Source organism: Halomonas sp. TG39a, from assembly GCF_000744395.1.
Taxonomy (GTDB): domain Bacteria; phylum Pseudomonadota; class Gammaproteobacteria; order Pseudomonadales; family Halomonadaceae; genus Vreelandella; species Vreelandella ventosae_B.
Genome location: NZ_JQLV01000001.1, coordinates 2,443,741 through 2,460,563 on the forward strand (window position 1 = coordinate 2,443,741; position 16,823 = coordinate 2,460,563).

The 16,823-nt window shown below is 54.5% G+C and carries 16 protein-coding genes; 9 read left to right on the forward strand and 7 right to left on the reverse strand.

Features of this window, described 5'->3' with window-relative positions:
- Nucleotides 1–219: 219 nt before the first annotated feature.
- The 4 genes from U738_RS10940 to U738_RS10955 form a co-directional block, all read right to left on the reverse strand.
- A complete protein-coding gene (locus U738_RS10940; protein WP_035580228.1) occupies nucleotides 220–1,206 on the reverse strand; it encodes a metallophosphoesterase in 987 nt (328 codons plus the stop codon).
- 2 nt (nucleotides 1,207–1,208) lie between these two features.
- On the reverse strand, nucleotides 1,209–2,153 hold the full coding sequence (locus U738_RS10945) for an NAD(+) kinase (RefSeq protein WP_035580231.1): 945 nt from the start codon (nucleotides 2,151–2,153) through the stop codon (nucleotides 1,209–1,211).
- Between the two features lie 63 nt (nucleotides 2,154–2,216).
- Nucleotides 2,217–3,086 carry a carboxylate/amino acid/amine transporter gene (locus U738_RS10950; RefSeq protein ID WP_035580234.1) on the reverse strand — a complete coding sequence of 290 codons (870 nt, stop codon included), beginning with the start codon at nucleotides 3,084–3,086 and terminating at the stop codon, nucleotides 2,217–2,219.
- Between the two features lie 88 nt (nucleotides 3,087–3,174).
- Nucleotides 3,175–3,720 (reverse strand): YqaE/Pmp3 family membrane protein, encoded by a 546-nt coding sequence (locus U738_RS10955; RefSeq protein ID WP_035580237.1) that lies wholly within the window; start codon nucleotides 3,718–3,720, stop codon nucleotides 3,175–3,177.
- 232 nt (nucleotides 3,721–3,952) lie between these two features.
- Between U738_RS10955 and U738_RS10960 the strand changes: the two genes are divergently transcribed.
- The 7 genes from U738_RS10960 (at nucleotide 3,953) to U738_RS10990 (ending at nucleotide 12,486) form a co-directional block, all read left to right on the forward strand.
- Nucleotides 3,953–4,360, forward strand: coding sequence for a CBS domain-containing protein (locus U738_RS10960; RefSeq protein WP_035583471.1), 408 nt, complete (start codon nucleotides 3,953–3,955; stop codon nucleotides 4,358–4,360).
- 267 nt (nucleotides 4,361–4,627) lie between these two features.
- Nucleotides 4,628–4,987 (forward strand): hypothetical protein, encoded by a 360-nt coding sequence (locus tag U738_RS10965; RefSeq protein ID WP_035580240.1) that lies wholly within the window; start codon nucleotides 4,628–4,630, stop codon nucleotides 4,985–4,987.
- Nucleotides 4,988–5,023: 36 nt separating this feature from the next.
- The gene (locus U738_RS10970) at nucleotides 5,024–5,857 is read left to right on the forward strand and encodes an AraC family transcriptional regulator (RefSeq protein WP_035580243.1); all 834 of its coding nucleotides are present in this window, start codon (nucleotides 5,024–5,026) and stop codon (nucleotides 5,855–5,857) included.
- A gap of 471 nt (nucleotides 5,858–6,328) precedes the next feature.
- Nucleotides 6,329–7,822 (forward strand): sodium/proline symporter PutP, encoded by a 1,494-nt coding sequence (putP, locus tag U738_RS10975; protein ID WP_035580246.1) that lies wholly within the window; start codon nucleotides 6,329–6,331, stop codon nucleotides 7,820–7,822.
- 144 nt (nucleotides 7,823–7,966) lie between these two features.
- On the forward strand, nucleotides 7,967–11,623 hold the full coding sequence (gene putA, locus U738_RS10980) for a bifunctional proline dehydrogenase/L-glutamate gamma-semialdehyde dehydrogenase PutA (protein WP_051912767.1): 3,657 nt from the start codon (nucleotides 7,967–7,969) through the stop codon (nucleotides 11,621–11,623).
- 321 nt (nucleotides 11,624–11,944) lie between these two features.
- Nucleotides 11,945–12,187 carry a type II toxin-antitoxin system ParD family antitoxin gene (locus U738_RS10985; RefSeq protein WP_035580249.1) on the forward strand — a complete coding sequence of 81 codons (243 nt, stop codon included), beginning with the start codon at nucleotides 11,945–11,947 and terminating at the stop codon, nucleotides 12,185–12,187.
- Complete coding sequence (locus tag U738_RS10990; protein WP_035580252.1) at nucleotides 12,187–12,486, forward strand: type II toxin-antitoxin system RelE/ParE family toxin; 300 nt, start codon at nucleotides 12,187–12,189, stop codon at nucleotides 12,484–12,486. The genes U738_RS10985 and U738_RS10990 overlap by 1 nt, the downstream gene beginning before the upstream one ends.
- Nucleotides 12,487–12,536: 50 nt before the next feature.
- Here U738_RS10990 and U738_RS10995 read toward each other — a convergent pair whose 3' ends face one another.
- Nucleotides 12,537–13,058 (reverse strand): hypothetical protein, encoded by a 522-nt coding sequence (locus U738_RS10995; RefSeq protein ID WP_035580255.1) that lies wholly within the window; start codon nucleotides 13,056–13,058, stop codon nucleotides 12,537–12,539.
- Nucleotides 13,059–13,123: 65 nt separating this feature from the next.
- Nucleotides 13,124–13,822, reverse strand: coding sequence for an HNH endonuclease (locus tag U738_RS22955; RefSeq protein WP_081899087.1), 699 nt, complete (start codon nucleotides 13,820–13,822; stop codon nucleotides 13,124–13,126).
- Nucleotides 13,823–14,379: 557 nt separating this feature from the next.
- On the opposite strand from U738_RS22955, the gene U738_RS11000 reads away from it, so the two are divergent.
- A complete protein-coding gene (locus tag U738_RS11000) occupies nucleotides 14,380–15,006 on the forward strand; it encodes an OmpW/AlkL family protein (RefSeq protein WP_035580258.1) in 627 nt (208 codons plus the stop codon).
- Nucleotides 15,007–15,086: 80 nt separating this feature from the next.
- Here U738_RS11000 and U738_RS11005 read toward each other — a convergent pair whose 3' ends face one another.
- A complete protein-coding gene (locus U738_RS11005) occupies nucleotides 15,087–15,422 on the reverse strand; it encodes a YqcC family protein (RefSeq protein ID WP_022522982.1) in 336 nt (111 codons plus the stop codon).
- Between the two features lie 328 nt (nucleotides 15,423–15,750).
- Between U738_RS11005 and U738_RS11010 the strand changes: the two genes are divergently transcribed.
- Nucleotides 15,751–16,788 carry a DUF3549 family protein gene (locus U738_RS11010; RefSeq protein ID WP_035580261.1) on the forward strand — a complete coding sequence of 346 codons (1,038 nt, stop codon included), beginning with the start codon at nucleotides 15,751–15,753 and terminating at the stop codon, nucleotides 16,786–16,788.
- Nucleotides 16,789–16,823: the final 35 nt, after the last annotated feature.

A 16,823-nucleotide genomic window follows, 5' to 3' on the forward strand; every position in this document is an offset into this window, starting at 1 on the left:
ACCGCAGCGGGTAGCTATTGAAGATAACGACTGAATGTACCGCACGGCTGCCAACATACAGGCGAAAAAAAACCGGCGGTGGGGACCGCCGGAGAATAAAAGCAAGGGATCATTCAAGGGAACACTTACTCAGATAGCCGACGGCAGGGTTAGTTCAGCCGTTTTGAAAAAAATATGTAATTTTATGTAATAAAAAGAAACATTTGTTAATCGGCGCGGTTAATCAAAGTCGATTTCCCAGGGTTTAGGCAGCGCCCGCTCCTCTTTTGGCACTTTAATCCAGACAAAATGATCAGCATTTAAGACCGACTCACCACTCCAACGATAAGCCACTAAACGCCCATATTTGACGGCGCTATAGTCCAGGCAGGCAATATTATGGGCCGGCAGTGCCGGTATGCCTTCGCACCAATAGTGACCGATAAACAGCGGCGGCTGCTCTGGCCCGTAATAGCTAAGTTTCTGTCGTTCTTCGTCGGTCAATTCGCGGGTTTCAAGATCACCGGGCAAGTTATCCGGCTGGAAGACCACATCTCCCCACTGCTTTGGAGCCTCGGCCCAGAAGTGAGCGCGAAAACTTTTCCGCGTAAAGCCATCACCGGAGTGTATCGCAATGCCCGCGGGCAGCGAGACATGCGGGCCTCGGGTGAGGCGATCTAAGATCCGAAACGCCTGGGTGGTGGGGTCGGTGGACTCAATCAGAAACTGGGTGTCCATGCAGCCATCTGGGCGGCGCTGTTTAAGCTCATCAATCAGCGTCTCATCCCAGCAGGCATGCACCACGCGGATACCATCGATTTCTAAACACAGCGGGATGGTTTTAAACCACGCCAGGGTGTCTTCCCACTCATTAGTGAAGTCGCGATACTGCTCTAGGGTGTCTTGAATAATACGATTATGCCGCGGCGTATGCTCGCGCAACCAGCGTTTGTGGCTACCAGCGGGTCCTGGGTGGGTATAGGCCAGGGCGTTATATTCGTGATTGCCCATGACAATATACGCCTCGCCCTGCTCGACCATTCGTCGGGCAATGGTGACCGCCAGACGAATTCTTGGGCCGCGATCAATCAGGTCGCCCAGGAATATCACTTTGCGCCGGGGGTGGCGATACACGCCGTTGCGCTGGTGATAACCCAGTTTTTCCAGCAGCGAGGCAAGCGTAGCGCCGCAGCCGTGAACATCCCCAATAAGGTCGTAGCCCTCCATACTCAATCCCCCAGCCGATTGCTCCAGCCTAATTTGCTGCGCAACACTTCGTAGAAATTATGGCCGATGGGATGCACCAGTTGGACACGCTCAGGCTTGCGGGTAATCACCAACACATCGTTGGGTTTGGCCACCGCCCGGGTCTGTCCATCGCAGCTGATGTGCGGATAGGATTGATTGGTTTCACCAATATGAATGCGTATTTCGCTGGCGGCATCAACCACAATGGGGCGACTCGACAGCGTATGAGGGAACATCGGCACCAGCGTCACCACATCGAGCTTGGGGTGCATAATCGGCCCGCCGCCAGAAAGTGCATAGGCCGTAGAGCCGGTGGGGGTCGCGACAATCAAGCCATCGCTGCGCTGGCTATACACGAACTGGCCATCAATAAACAGCTCAAACTCAATCATGCGCACCGCTTTTCCGGGGTGCAGGACGACTTCGTTCAGTGCATCACCATTACCCACGGCAACGCCATTACGATAAAGCACAGTATCGAGTAAAAAACGCTGCTCAACCTCGAACTCCCCCGCCAGCACTTCGCTGACGCGGGTTTCCAGCTCATCTGGGGAGATATCGGTAAGAAACCCCAGGCGGCCGCGATTAACGCCTAAAATCAGCGTACCACTGCGACATAGGGCACGTGCTGCGCCCAGCAAGCTGCCATCGCCTCCCACTACAATTACCAAGTCGCACAGCTCACCCAACATACGGCGACTCGCTTCCGGTTGGCCGTGGTGCGGCAAGGCAGTGGCGGTGCGGTCTTCCACCAACACCGAATAATCATGGGCAGTCAGGTAGGTCACCAGACGCTGGAGGGAGTCGACCACTTTGTCGCTCCCCAGCCGACCAATCAGCCCGATAGTTTTAAAGGGCCTGCTTGATTGATCGCCGGAGGGGGATACAGTCCCTGGCTTAGCGTCTGCTGATAAGGTGTTGCTCATGGGCCGACTCTCGCTAACGTAAGTCGCCATTATGGAGACACCTCTGCTATCGGGCAAACAGGCTTAGCTAACGGCCACTTGACGGCGCTGACACCACCAATGATTGAGCCATAGTGAGGCTGCCATGATCAGCGCACCCAGCAACAAACGGGGGATATCCGCATCGCGGTTCCAAATCACTAGGTTGACGATTAGACCCGCCGGTACCAGCGCATTGTTCATAATGGCCAGTGTGCCTGCATCCACTTTGGTGGCACCCTGATTCCAGGCGAAATAGCCCACACCAGACGCTACTAGCCCCAACCATGCGAGTACGCCCCATTGTAGTGACGTGGTCGGCAGTGCCGCGCTGTTACCAAAGAGTAAATAGGCGGGCAGGGCCACCACCATCGCGCCAATAAAAAACCAGCCAAACACATTGTGCCATGCCAGGGTAGGCGGTAAATCAGCGGCTAGGCGACGATAGCCTACTTGGCCAAGCGCGAAGCAGAGGTTTGCCCCCTGCACGACTAAAAAGCCTGCCCAGAAACCGCTATCAACACCGTCATAGCGAATAACCCCCGCCCCGACTACAGCGAGCAGCGCGGTCACAATATAGATCGGCGTGAAGCGCCCAAACAGCAGATCATCCAGCAGCGCAATATAAATAGGCGTAAAGATAGTAAACAGCAGGACTTCAGGTACCGATAGCAGCAAAAAGGATTGATAGAAGAAGGTGTACATCACCCCCAGCTGTATGGCGCCTAAACCCATCAGCGCCAGCCGCTGTTTACCACGCAGCAGGCTGGGGCGTAAAAACGGCAAGAACACCAGCGTAGCAAGCGTTACCCGCAGGAGCACCGCGAAGTAGCTGTCGACCTGGCCCGCTAGATAAACCCCTATCAGCGAAAAGGAGAAGGCCCATAGGGCAGTGACGCCGATCAGACAACCCATCGTAAACCTCAATCTATTATTTAGTTTACGCGGATTATACGCACTTGGATGAGGCTGCCAAGCGGTAAACGTCTTTAGGGGGCGTTAGTTAACGCCGCTGCAACCACCAAACCGCATACACCACGCCAGGCAGCCATCCTGCTAGCGTGAGTAGCACGGCTAAGCCTACACGTTTGCCGCCCCCCAGGGTTAAACCCACCGCCAGCGGAGGCAGGAGTAACGCCAAAGCATAATAGGCAAGCTTTAACGCGCCAGGCTCTGGCACTGCTTGCTCTGCTTGCGGCCCAGGAGTCGCTTCGGGGGGTTCGACCTGTGCAGCCACTGATTCAGCGTTGGGCGGCGGTGTGAAGTGCTCCACAGTGCTGGAAGCGCGCTCAGCTGCGGCCTTAGCGGCCCGCTCTTGGGCAAGCCGATGGGCCTCTTTATCAATTTTCTGCTCTAGGGTTTCAGCCCCTTCAGCAAGATCATCGTGGTGACGCTCCCAATCTTCCCAATCGTGAGGCGTCCCCGATTTTGGCCGTTGGTGCCCGGAACCCCGCGCACGCTCCCAGGCTTTCTCCTCCAAGGTGTTCGGCCGGTCAGGGTCTCGGTCAAGCCCCACCCCTTTGCGATTTAAGTACTCACGTGCATCCATGGGTGGCTCCTTAATGCGTTAATTTACAGATCATTTGAGTGGTTAGAAAATTAACGGCTCAGAAAATTCAGTAATTACAGCGTTGAATAAAGACGACTTGCAGACAAAACACTGCGGATTAAATCACCTACAGTGAAAGAGTCGCTGCTACTTTAGCACCTAGACCAGATCGCTTTGCTTGCGATGCCCTGCTTGCCATAGCGATTACTACGATGAGCAAGGAGTGTCCATGATGAATAGAGCAACCCCCAGCATTGTCCGCGATATCATGTCCCGGGATTGCTACCGTGTCTCACCCAACGCCTCGGTCACCACCTTGGCTAAAGGACTGGCACTGCACCGCCTGCCCGGCGCGCCGGTCGTGGATGATGCCGATCGTTTAATTGGCTTTATTTCAGAACAGGATGTTATGGGCCGTGTGCTGGACAGTATTTACCATGATGACGAAGCACCATTGGTAAAAGAGATGATGCGCCACGAAGTGCTCAGCGTCTCCCCCACTAAAAGCATAACCGACTTGGCCCAGGAGATGCTTGGCTCAAAACCTAAAGTCTACCCGGTGGTTGAGCAGCAGCGGCTGGTAGGAATCGTGACACGACGTGATATCCTGATAGCACTATTAGCTATACGCCGCCATTAGCAGGGCTGTTAAACGTTCTAGGTAAGCATTCGACAGAAAAATCTTCAGCCAAAAAAAAGCCGCTACTCAGTGAGTAGCGGAGGCAAGGGATCAAAACAATAGAGCCAGAACAACAACTTTAGCGACTGCTATCGCGATGTTGCCTGTACATACTCAGACACGCGATGAAGGAAAAGTTCGCAAAAAAGTAAAAATTTCGACCCAGGCGGCGTCAAGCGTATAATTTAGGGGCAGTTTTTTAATTAATGATGCCTGGGAGCACCGCGAATGGCGCTGTATCTATTGGTGTTGGGAGTGTGTTTGCTGGTGATTGGTGCGGTAATGCTGGTGCTAATGACCTCAAGTACCCCCCGCTACCGCACAGAACCCAAGGACTTACTGGCGTTGTTTGATAAAGCGCTCAACAGCCAAGTAAGCGAAACCGAGTGGAATGCGATGATCGGTTACCCTATTCGACACAATGAGTACCTGGACGGCATTAGACGCCGTGCCGCGCACTTGATGGAGCAGCACGGGCGACGCTGGATGATTGCTCAAGGCAAACCGTTACTCAATCAAGAGGGGCAGGCAGAACTGCAGGCCCTTCGCGACCATTTATCCGCCCACACGGCCCTCCGCGAGCAGTAGCGGTTCAGCAGACCTATTGCGATTAAGGAGACCTGCATGCCCAGTACCATTCGACAAATTCCGCTAGCCAGCGCAACGCACCATCATACCCATGACTTTCATCAGATTGTGATTACGCTGTGTGGCTCATCAGAATTTGAAATTGAAGGCTTAGGTGGCAGAGTTAATGCCTTTTCGGGCTGTATCGTGCCTGCTAATCACGAGCACTACTACTCGGGTTACGGCCACAATCGGCAATTAATTTTTGACCTACCCGAAGACGCCCCCGCGCTCACCGGTGAAAACCGCGAATTGGTAGCGCTGTTTGATGCGCCGCGTTTTTTTGGCCTAGATAACGCGCTGCAACACTATTTAGCATTTATGCAAAGCGAACTTGCTCAAGGGTTTGACACCTCGACTAACTCCTTTCAGCAAGACCGCTTGGCTGCCACGCTGCTAGGCTCACTGAAGGCGCGATTAGGCACCACCGCCAACAGCAACCAGCAGCGCCTGGATTTGACGCGCATTAACCGCTTTATTCGTCAGCACCTCGCCGAAGACCTGCGCGTCGCCGATTTAGCCCGACTCGCCTGTTTAAGCGAAGCCCATTTCTCCGACTGCTTCCGCGCCCAAACCGGCCTGTCGCCCTGGCAGTACGTTAAGCGCCAGCGTCTGCATGCGGCCCGCCAACTGGTCCTACAAAGCCGTCTTCCCCTCACCGATATTGCCATTCAAACCGGCTTTGCCAATCAAAGCGCGCTCTCCCATGCATTTCGCCGCAGCTACGGATTGTCGCCGCGCAAACTGCGCCAAGCGGATGTACCACCGGTCGCCATGAGCCCGTCAAATGCTGTTTTAGGGCCGCTAGCAGGCCAGCAGAAACTCTACTAAAGTCGTATAAATGCTGCTCTTGCCGCGAAATTGACACGTTTTGCCGCGGAACCAACATACACTCGAGGTGGCGGCACTCTACATTCAGTTATTGGTTTGGGCGAAACGCCTTGTTACTCATTTGTTCTTTATCTGCAACGCTTTATGACTGAAAAAAACGATTACTAATAACACCGCTGCGTTAGGCGGGAACGCGTCGCTGTTGGCGCTAGGCGATGAGTGAGTAGCTCATCAACGACAAACCAAAACTCCTGAACAGGGAACTACCTCATGGTCGAAAATAATAGTGGGATCATTGCTGATAAACGTGCCATCAACTTTTCTGACACTATCTCTAGTAGGCGCTCGTTAGGCCTCGTAACGTAATAGCAAACGAAGTTAAAAAAATAATGCGGGCCACTACCGGATTCTGCACGGTAACGGCGCTAACCGGTCGGAGCTAATTCCGTCCTGACGAACTGGAGAAATTACATGGCTATTGGTGTTTGGATCAGTCTCATAGCGTATTTTGCGCTCATGGTCGCCATCGGTATTTATGCGATGCGCAAATCCACCTCTTCCTCCGAAGATTACATGCTGGGTGGTCGTACCCTCAGCCCAAAAGTAGCTGCCCTGTCGGCCGGTGCGTCGGATATGAGCGGCTGGTTGCTGTTGGGCTTGCCTGGGGCAATGTTCGTATCTGGCTTAGGTTCCGCCTGGATCGGTATTGGTTTGCTCGTGGGGGCGTTATTCAACTGGATTCTGGTCGCCCCTCGTCTACGTGAACAGACCGTTCACTACGGCAACGCGATTACCATCCCTGCTTTTCTGGCAAACCGCTTCCCCACCCGTTCCATGTCGCTGCGCACAGTGTCTGCCATCGTTATCGTGATCTTTTTCGCAGTCTATACCGCCTCAGGCCTGGTGGCTGGCGGCAAGCTGTTTGAAAGCGCGTTTACTGGCATTTACAACTTCGGCGACATGAGCAACTACGCCATGGGCGTCATGATCACTCTGGGCGTGGTGCTTATTTATACGGTTGTTGGTGGCTTCCTGGCCGTGAGCATGACGGACTTCGTGCAAGGCTGCATCATGATGCTGGCACTGGTGATCATGCCAGCGGTGGTGCTGTTTGGCGAAGGTGGCGGCGGTTTATCGCAGGCCACGCAGACCCTGAATGAAGTCGATCCCACCCTGCTTTCCTGGACGTCGGGGCTGACCTTCATCGGGTGGCTGTCGGCTGTGACCTGGGGCCTGGGTTATTTCGGCCAGCCGCACATCATTGTGCGCTTCATGGCGATCCGTACACTCAAGGATGTGCCCATTGCCCGCAACATTGGCATGGGCTGGATGCTTATCTCGCTGATTGGTGCCGTTTCTTTGGGCATCTTCGGCCGGGCCTATGCGATCCGCAACGGTATTGATGTCCAAGATCCGGAAACGATCTTTATCATCCTGGCAGATCTACTGTTCCATCCGCTGATTACCGGCTTCCTCTATGCGGCACTGCTTGCAGCGGTTATGAGCACCGTTTCAAGCCAGCTTCTGGTGGCGTCTTCGTCACTGACCGAAGACTTCTATCGCCTTTTCCTGCACAAGAATGCAACGGAAGCGCAGTGTGTCGCCGTAGGCCGCGTCTGTGTAGTACTTGTGGGCATTGTGGCAGCGATTATTGCCTCTGACGAAAACTCCCAGGTTCTGGGGCTGGTCAGTAACGCTTGGGCAGGCTTCGGCGCCGCGTTTGGCCCGTTGATTATCTTGTCGTTGATGTGGTCACGCACCAATGGCAATGGCGCCATCGCAGGCATGGTCGTGGGTGCTCTCACCGTCATGATCTGGATCTCACTGGGCTGGAACGGTGAATTCCTGGGTGGCCCTGGCGTGTACGAGATTATTCCTGGCTTCATCGCGTCCTTCATCGCCATCATCGTAGTCAGCAATGCGACTGACGATGCCGGTGAATATCAGCATATCGAACGCAAGTAAGCGCTCAACCACATTGAGCGTATCAAGAGGGCTCCCGCGGGAGCCCTCTTTAGGTTAGTTATTTTGTGTTAACTGCAAAAAGTATGACTACACCCTAACCGACGCGGGAATGCCTAAGTGTCGGCTAGCAAGGAGAGACCCTGTATGAACGACCATCTGCATAGCGACGTGAGTGATCTACGCTCACGCATTCGCACCAACTACGACGCCAACGAGGCAGATGTGCTGCACGGGCTGGTCGAGCGTATCAAGCTGTCGGAGGATGACCGCAAGAAGGTCGCCGCCGTTGGCGCCAACTACGTAGCGCGTGTGCGTAAGGAAAGATCGCCTTCAATGATGGAGGCGTTCCTAGCCGAGTACGGGCTCTCGACCACCGAAGGCGTCGGTTTGATGTGTCTGGCAGAAGCGCTGCTGCGCGTGCCCGATGCGGAAACCATCGACGACCTGATCCACGACAAGATTGAGCCCTCCGACTGGGGCGCCCACCTGGGCAAGTCTTCGTCTTCAATGGTCAATGCCTCGACCTGGGCGCTGCTGCTAACCGGCAAGGTGCTGGAAGAAGACCCCAAGGGCCCCACACGGGCGCTGCGCGGCCTGGTTCGCCGCATGGGCGAGCCGGTGGTGCGCAAGGCGGTTGGCCAGTCGATGAAGATTCTCGGCCGCCAGTTCGTGCTTGGTCAGACCATCGAAGAAGGCATGAAGAATGCCCGCGAACTTGAGAAACAGGGCTATACCTACTCCTACGATATGCTGGGTGAAGCGGCACGCACCGACGAAGATGCCGTCCGCTATCACCAAGCTTATTCAGAGGCGATCACCGCGATTGCCGAGCAGGCCAAGGGCGACGTGCGCGGAAGCCCCGGCATCTCAGTAAAGCTCTCGGCGCTGCACCCGCGCTATGAATACACCCACCGCGACACGGTGATGGCAGAACTGGTACCGCGCGCCAAGGAACTAGTGCAGCAGGCAGCCAAGGCCAATATCGGTTTCAATATCGACGCCGAAGAACAGGATCGGTTGGATCTCTCCCTCGACGTGATTGAGGCTCTAATGGCCGACCCCAGTCTTGATGGATGGGACGGCTTCGGGGTGGTCGTGCAAGCCTACGGGCGCCGCGCCGCGCCGATGATAGAGACACTCTACGAGCTGGCCGAGCGGTTTAACCGCAAGATTATGGTGCGGCTGGTTAAGGGCGCCTACTGGGATACTGAGATCAAGCTGTCCCAGGAAATGGGGGTCAAGACCTTCCCGGTCTTCACTCGCAAGGTCAACACCGATGTCAGCTACATGGCCTGCGCGCAGATGCTGCTCGACCGGCGCGACCGCATCTACCCGCAGTTCGCGACCCACAACGCCCACACCTGCGCCGCCGTTGTAGAAATGGCGGGCAGCGATAAGGACAGCTACGAGTTCCAGCGCCTGCACGGTATGGGCGAATCGCTGCACCACATCGTTAAAGAGTCGGAAGGCACCCACTGCCGCATTTACGCCCCGGTCGGCGCGCATCGTGACCTGCTGGCCTATCTGGTACGCCGCCTGCTGGAGAACGGGGCCAACTCCTCGTTCGTCAACCAGGTAGTGGATAGCTCGATTCCGCCAAGCGACGTTTCAAAGGACCCCATTGAAGCGTTTAAGCAACTCGGCAACGACGTCTCAAGCCCGCTGATCCGCCAGCCCGGCGAGCTATTTGAGCCTGAGCGTAAGAATTCCAAGGGCTACCGCATCAACGAACCCGCTTCGATTTTGCCGCTGCTCAATGCCCGCGAAGCATTTGCCGACGCTACCTGGACCGCAGGCCCCATGCTGGTGGGCAGCCCCGCTCCCCGGGGCCCAGCGCGCGATGCCGTCTCCCCCGCCGACGGCTCACGGGTGATCGGCAAGGTGCATGAGGCCACCCCGGAAGAGGTCGCCACTGCCCTCGACGCCGCCGAGCAAGGCTTCAAAGAGTGGTCGGCGCGCCCGGCCGCCGAACGCGCCGCGGTACTCCGCCGCACCGCCGACCTCTACGAGGAACACATCGCCGAGCTGACCGTGATCGCCACCCGCGAAGCGGGCAAGATGATGTTCGATGGTATTGCCGAAGTTCGCGAAGCGGTGGATTTCCTGCGCTACTACGCCAACGAAGGCGAGCGGTTGGAAGCAGAAGAGCCCGGCAGCGCCCGCGGCATCTTCGTCTGCATCAGCCCGTGGAACTTCCCCCTGGCCATCACCACCGGCCAGATCGCTGCCGCCTTGGTGGCTGGCAATGCGGTACTCGCCAAGCCCGCTGAGCAGACACCTCTGATCGCCGCCCGCGCCGTCGAACTCATGCGCGAAGCCGGTTTGCCGGAAGCGGCCCTACAGCTGTTGCCTGGCGACGGCCCAACAGTAGGCGGCCCACTAACCAGCGACCCACGCATCGCCGGTGTCTGTTTCACCGGTTCAACTCCGGTGGCCCAGATTATCCACAAAGCGCTGGCCGAGAACGCCGGGCCTGATGCCGTGCTGATCGCCGAGACCGGTGGTCTCAACTCCATGATCGTGGACTCCACGGCACTGACCGAGCAGGCAGTGCGCGATATTCTGATTTCCTCCTTCCAGTCGGCTGGCCAGCGCTGTTCCGCGCTGCGCATGCTGTATGTCCAGGAAGAGGCGCGGGATCGGTTGCTCAACATGCTCTACGGCGCCATGGACGCGCTCACCATTGGCGACCCCTGGAACACCGATACCGACGTATCGCCGGTGATTGATGCCGATGCCCAGACCGAGATCAACGACTACGTGGCGGCACACGAGAAGAACGGCAAGGTACTGAAGAAATTGGCGGCGCCGGACACAGGCACTTTCGTTACCCCTGCGGTAGTCGACGTCAGCGGCATCGAGGATCTCGAACGGGAAATCTTTGGCCCGGTTCTACACGTCGCCACCTTCAAGGCACGGGACATCGACAAGGTCGTCGATGACATCAATGGCAAGGGCTACGGGCTGACCTTCGGCCTGCATACCCGCATCGACGACCGCGTGCAGCAGATCGTTGAGCGCATCCATGTTGGCAACGTCTACGTCAACCGTAACCAGATCGGCGCTATCGTTGGCTCTCAGCCATTCGGCGGCGAGGGCCTCTCGGGCACCGGGCCCAAGGCCGGTGGCCCGCTCTACGTAACGCGTTTCCGCCGCACCGCTGACGCTGAGCACGTTGAAGCGCCAGAAGGCAAAGCCGTATCACTTAGCGATCTCCAGTCGGCCCTTGATGGGTTGGACGCCCGTAACTGGGCGGTACGTCCCAATCGCATTGAGGTACTGCGCAAGGCACTCTCCGGCAAAAACGGCGTGATCCGCAAGGCGCTCGCCGAAACAGCAGCCTTGGATATGACGTCGCAGACGCTGCCGGGGCCAACGGGCGAAAGCAACCGCCTGGCAATGTATCCCAAGGGCGTGGTGCTGTGCCTTGGGCCAACCCTGGACATCGCCATTGCCCAGGCTGCGCAAGCCCTCGGCGCAGGCTGCGGGGCCGTCGTAGTCGCCCCAGGTGCCGAGCAGGCTGTGAAACCGCTGCTCGATGCCGGTGCGCCGATAGCCGGCCTTGATGGCAGCGTTTCAGCCGAGTCGTTGAGCGAGGTCAAAGGCATTGCAGCGGTTGCCGCCGCGGGTGACAGCGACTGGACACGTGAACTGCGCATTGCGCTGGCCAAGCGCGACGGCGCGATAATACCGCTCGAGACCCAGACCATCTCGCCGGATCGTTACGTGGTGGAACGCCATCTGTGCATCGACACCACCGCAGCGGGCGGCAACGCCAGCCTGCTGGCAACCGCCGAGTAGATCGGCGCTAAGTGTTGGCTTAGGAGGTGAGCGGGCGGATTAATGCCTCTCGCCCTCCTCCTGGGCTAAGCAAACGCTGATCAATGTCTCAGCGATCATTATTTAGCCGCTACTCGTTAGCGGCTTTTTTATTAGGCAGCCGGGTTCTCTGGCTGCTTTTTATTTTGCTAATCGCGTCGCGCCCGTCACTCTCTTGAACTAAGTTCCCTCGCGCATGAATAGGTTTAGAAAGACGCTAGCAGCGCCTTGTTAGGCACCTTGCCGACAGCCCAACCCTATACCATAATCAGGTATATTCTGGTATCACTGGAGACCTAGGACATGGCTAAAAATACAAGCATCACACTTGGTGACCACTTTGAAAATTTTGTTACCACTCAAGTACAAAGTGGTCGATACGGTTCTACGAGCGAAGTCATTCGTTCAGCCCTACGTCTACTCGAAAACCAGGAAACCAAACTACATACACTCAGGCAACTGCTTATCGAGGGTGAGCAAAGCGGTGACGCTGACTATGACCTCAGCAGCTTTATCAATGAGCTTGATAGTGAAAAAAGTAACTAATGACGCTATTCACACTTACGCTAGCTGCCAAAATGGATTTAAGAGACATTGCTTTGTTTACTCAGCGCCGTTGGGGTAAAAAGCAGCGGAACGTCTACTTAAACCAGTTTGATGACTCATTCTGGTTACTGGCAGAAACCCCTGATATCGGAAAATCGTGTGACGAAATTCGCCAGAATTACCGCAAGTTTCCGCAGGGCAGCCATGTTATTTTTTACCAACAAACCGGAAGCCATAAAATAAGAATAATTCGCATATTACACAAGAGCATGGATGTGAACGCCGCCTTTGGTGCATAGCGCCTAAAGTACGCGCGGGATTGGATATTGAGCTTCCGCCTAGCGCCGCATCATACGCGTGTATTATGCAGGCAGCTAAGTGGTGCCCCAAATAAGGCCTCATAGACCTCATCAATGGAACTGATATTTTTGAACCAACCTTTTGGCAAAACCCTTATGTTAGGGCGCTCGGCTTTGAATCCGCCCTGGTCACCCTTGGTATGTTTTGCAACCTTTAGCCCGTCAAGGCTAGGCAATTTCTCGCCGGGAAGAGAACCAAAAAAGAGAAATGGCCCCAGCTCCAAGGTATCTTCGTTGAAATAAATCCAAATAACACACCCAGAAGGCTTTCCAAAAAGCCTCGTATGAACTTTCTGGCTGGCTGTTTTGCCGCCAACGTATGAAGCTTTAAGCTGTATATGCCTCACGACCCCATTATCTTCCGCTATTAGATCGTAGCCAGCGTTATCAACTTCTGGACTCGCCATCTCTAGCGTGCAGCCGAATTCCTTCCAGGAAAGCTTTAGTAGTTCGCCAATGAAAAGATGCTCAACGAGCTTTTCTCGAAAAGAAGAGTATTCACTATGGTTCAATGCCTTCTCTCTATGTAACGCCTCGCTAATGCGCGCGTTTTTCTGCGTCGCTATTCAGCGACTTGTTAAGTGTACTGTTTAACTATTTCTCTCAACTCCCCCAAAGAGTATGGAGGAATTCGTGTATGTGCTATTCGATGGCACGTAGGGCACAACGACACAAGGTCTTCAATTTTTGTTCTTCTTTTACCTAAAGTTATTGGGCTCAAATGATGGCAGTCGATTACATATTTATCGTTCACAAAATATTGTTTTTTACAAGACTGGCAAGTGTAATTATCCCTTTTCTTTCGCGCATTAGCTAATTTTCTATCTCTGACGCTAGTCATACGACTTGAATCTTTACGGTACCCTTCTTCGGCTTCTGCAGAGTCAGGGTCTAGGTATTTTGGCTTTGCTTGGCCTTCATTTTCTAAATATATACGCTCAAATCCGCCATTACTTTTGCCGACGAAAGAAGTCCAGTTTGTATGTGTTTTCAGAGCAAGCTTTATATTTTTAATAAATATTCGATAACGCGGATATTGCTTGCCTTTGCGTTCAGTATGCTCTTCTGCGTTTTTTCCTACAAGCTCACCTATATAAACATGATTCTCGGTGCTTGTTTGATGAAATACGATTACATAATCATCGACTCTATATTTTGATACTACCCAGCAACCAGTAGATGAAATACCGCTGTAATCAATAAAAAAGTTGTGGCCCTGTGTTTTGACTGCAACAGCAGTAGAGCCTTTAGGCAAAACGTCTAAATATGAATCCATTACAATTCCATGTGAGTACACTTAACAGTTTATTTCTACGCATGCGTATTTTTCTAGAAAACCTAACACCATAAAAAAATCTTCAAGATATTGATAGTAATGGAAAATCTTCAACCCCCACTGCAAAGTTTGCTAGAAAAAAGAGCATGCTCATAATCACTTCTGACCATCTTTTCCGCATTGCCTATAAACACGGGCAGATTTTTTACAACTTCCTGTTTCAATTGATTTTTATAAAAATATTCCGGAAAATTTGAGCATACCTCTTGCTGAGCGTACCAGAAAAACGCGCATTAATGACTAAAAATACTTCATATCGCTGTGCATGCAGCCATACAAATGGGCAAGCCAAGTGGCCAGCAGCCCGCTCCTGAATTCGACCTCCCTGGGCACCACCACTCCCCCAATAACGTTTGTCTAATAACCCTTGCCCTGGATCAATAATCCACTCCCTGGCTCTCGCTACACTGGCTGCATCGTTAAGCGGCTATCGAATAGCCACCCAGCTTTGCAACTAGTCGTTTGAAACTATCTGCTTTAACACCAGGAGTGAACCCATGCGTAAAGCCGCCCTGCCTACCCTACTTGTATCCACTGTTGCCGCTGCGGCGATGATGACCAGCAGCCAGGCATTTGCCTACGGCGCTGGTGATTTTTTTACTCGCGTGGGTGTTGCCAAAGTCGCCCCTAAAAGCGACAACGGCTCACTGGCCAACGGTGCGTTGTCCGTGGATGTACAGGATAAAACCGATTTCGCGTTCACCTTGGGCTATCGCTTCCACGATAAAGTCGGCGTGGAGCTGCTGGCGGCGCTGCCGTTTGAGCACGACATCCATTTGAACGGCGATAATATCGCCTCAACCAAGCACCTGCCGCCGACCTTAACGCTGCAGTACTACCCGCTGGGTGGCACTCAGTCCCGCGTACAGCCCTATGTCGGTGCGGGCATTAACTACACCCACTTCTCCGATGAAGAGCTGACGATTGGTGATTTAGACCTGGATGATTCCTGGGGGGCGGCGGGCCAGGTAGGTGTTGATCTGCTTATTGATGATCACTGGGCGCTGAACGCCGCGGCTTGGTACATCGATATTGATACCGATGCCAGCGTTAACGGTGCGGGAGTAGGTATCGTTGAGATCGATCCTCTCGTGGTGATGGCAGGCCTCAGTTACCGTTTCTAAGCCGCCTGCAAAACCGTTAGCGTATGTTATACACAAAGCCTGCCTCACGGTGGGCTTTGTGCGTTTAGCCGCATGCCGCTTTAAGTGCTTTCAGTGACGATCTGGTCGACCTTCTCTACCGCACGCACAATCAGCAGCTGGTGGTGAGCGGGTGTTTTTTCCTGCTGCAAGTAGGCTGCCACGGCGGGAGCTACCTCGCACTTTGCGGGCATGGCTGCACGCGCATCCATCAGGGCATTCAAGCGGGCAATAAACACAAAGCGTATCCATTGCGGCAGCGACATGGTGTCGATGCAAAACGGCTGCTGGCTGGCGAATGCTTCTGCATCGGGTGTTGGCATGCGCCATAAATCGGCGGCTTTCATCGACGCCTCAAGCTCTAGAAGCGCTGTCTGCAGCGGTTGATAAGTACTCATAAAGTCGCTTGTCACTACCTTGGAAAATGAAGTAAGTGTATCGTCTGCCCATTATCCCCACTCAGCGGGCGCCTTGCCACCTATCAACGCTTGCGGGAAGTTATCCATAGACTCACAGAAAACCTGCACGAGCCTGTGGATAAACTATGGAAAGGTGTCGCAGCGCCTGCTCTCATGGGGCTTTGGCAAAGTTGATTAATTTTTAACCGTATTGTCATTAATGCTAATGCCTTAAGGCACTGTCATTAACACCATGTTTATCAGTCACTGCGGCTGACAGTGCCACATCAGCAAGGTAGAGTGCAGGCTTGCAACGCGGAAGGATGTCATGCAACCGATTCAAACCCTTGATGAGTTTTTTACCCGCAGCGGCGGCGAGGTTTCCCTTTACCATATGGGGCGACACGTCGTTCCCTGCCAGCGGGAATCACTGTCGACTTTTGAAAGTGGCGAAATGGCCTGGCCAGAGCCATGGCAGGGCCAGGCGCGCTTAGCCATTGTGTTTCGCCTTGGCGATATGCCCGAACCGGCCATTTGGTTCTTGGCCTTGCCGCTGGATGAGCAGGGAATGATTGCTCCCGCCCAGCGCGATGCGTTTTTAAATCGCCTGTTGGAAACGCTAGGACGCGCAGTTTCCCAGGTAGGCCGTGAAGAAACAGCGGACGTGGATCACTTAATGAAGGATAATCCTCTCGCCTTCACCCCTAGTGTCACCTTCCAAGCCATGCTCAATGCCCGCGCGACCCATGACAAGGGGCTGCCAGCCAGCCAGCATTTTGAGCCGGTTGAGGCCTACTTGAGCGGCCAGCAAACGATTGATTGGCAGGCCTTGGGGTTACAGGGGATTGCCGATTACGCTGTGCGTATGGAAACGGCTGACGCTGAATCGCTAGCGCTGCGGCTGCCTGACCTGCCGACCACCGTTATTCACTCCCTGTGCTACTGTTTAGAGCACAAGCCCTTGCCACAGGCGTTAGTCCCCGCACTGCAGCGTCGCGGCGAAGCCGCCGCCCAAGCGGGCGACATTGAAACCCTGTGTGCCTGTCTGCGCGCAGTGGGTAATACGGAGGCATCAGCGGTGGGCAGTTGGTACACGGCCTTACTCAATGACACAGCGGCCTGTGGGCCGGATGTTCTGGCGGCCATCGCCGGGCGCGGCTGGGGTTATCTGGAAGACGCGCAGCGCCTGCCTCTTTTTCTGCAACGCTTAGCAGAAGATGAGCGTAGCGATTTTGCCGCCGTAGTGCGTGATATTGCGTTAATACCACGGCTACGCTTACCGGTCATGATGGCATTGCGGGATGCGCCTGAAGGCTCGCCTATTCAACGCCGTTTGAACCTGATGATGTCACACAGAAATGCTTGATTTGATGTTGTCACTTTTAATTGCAAGGAGTGAGC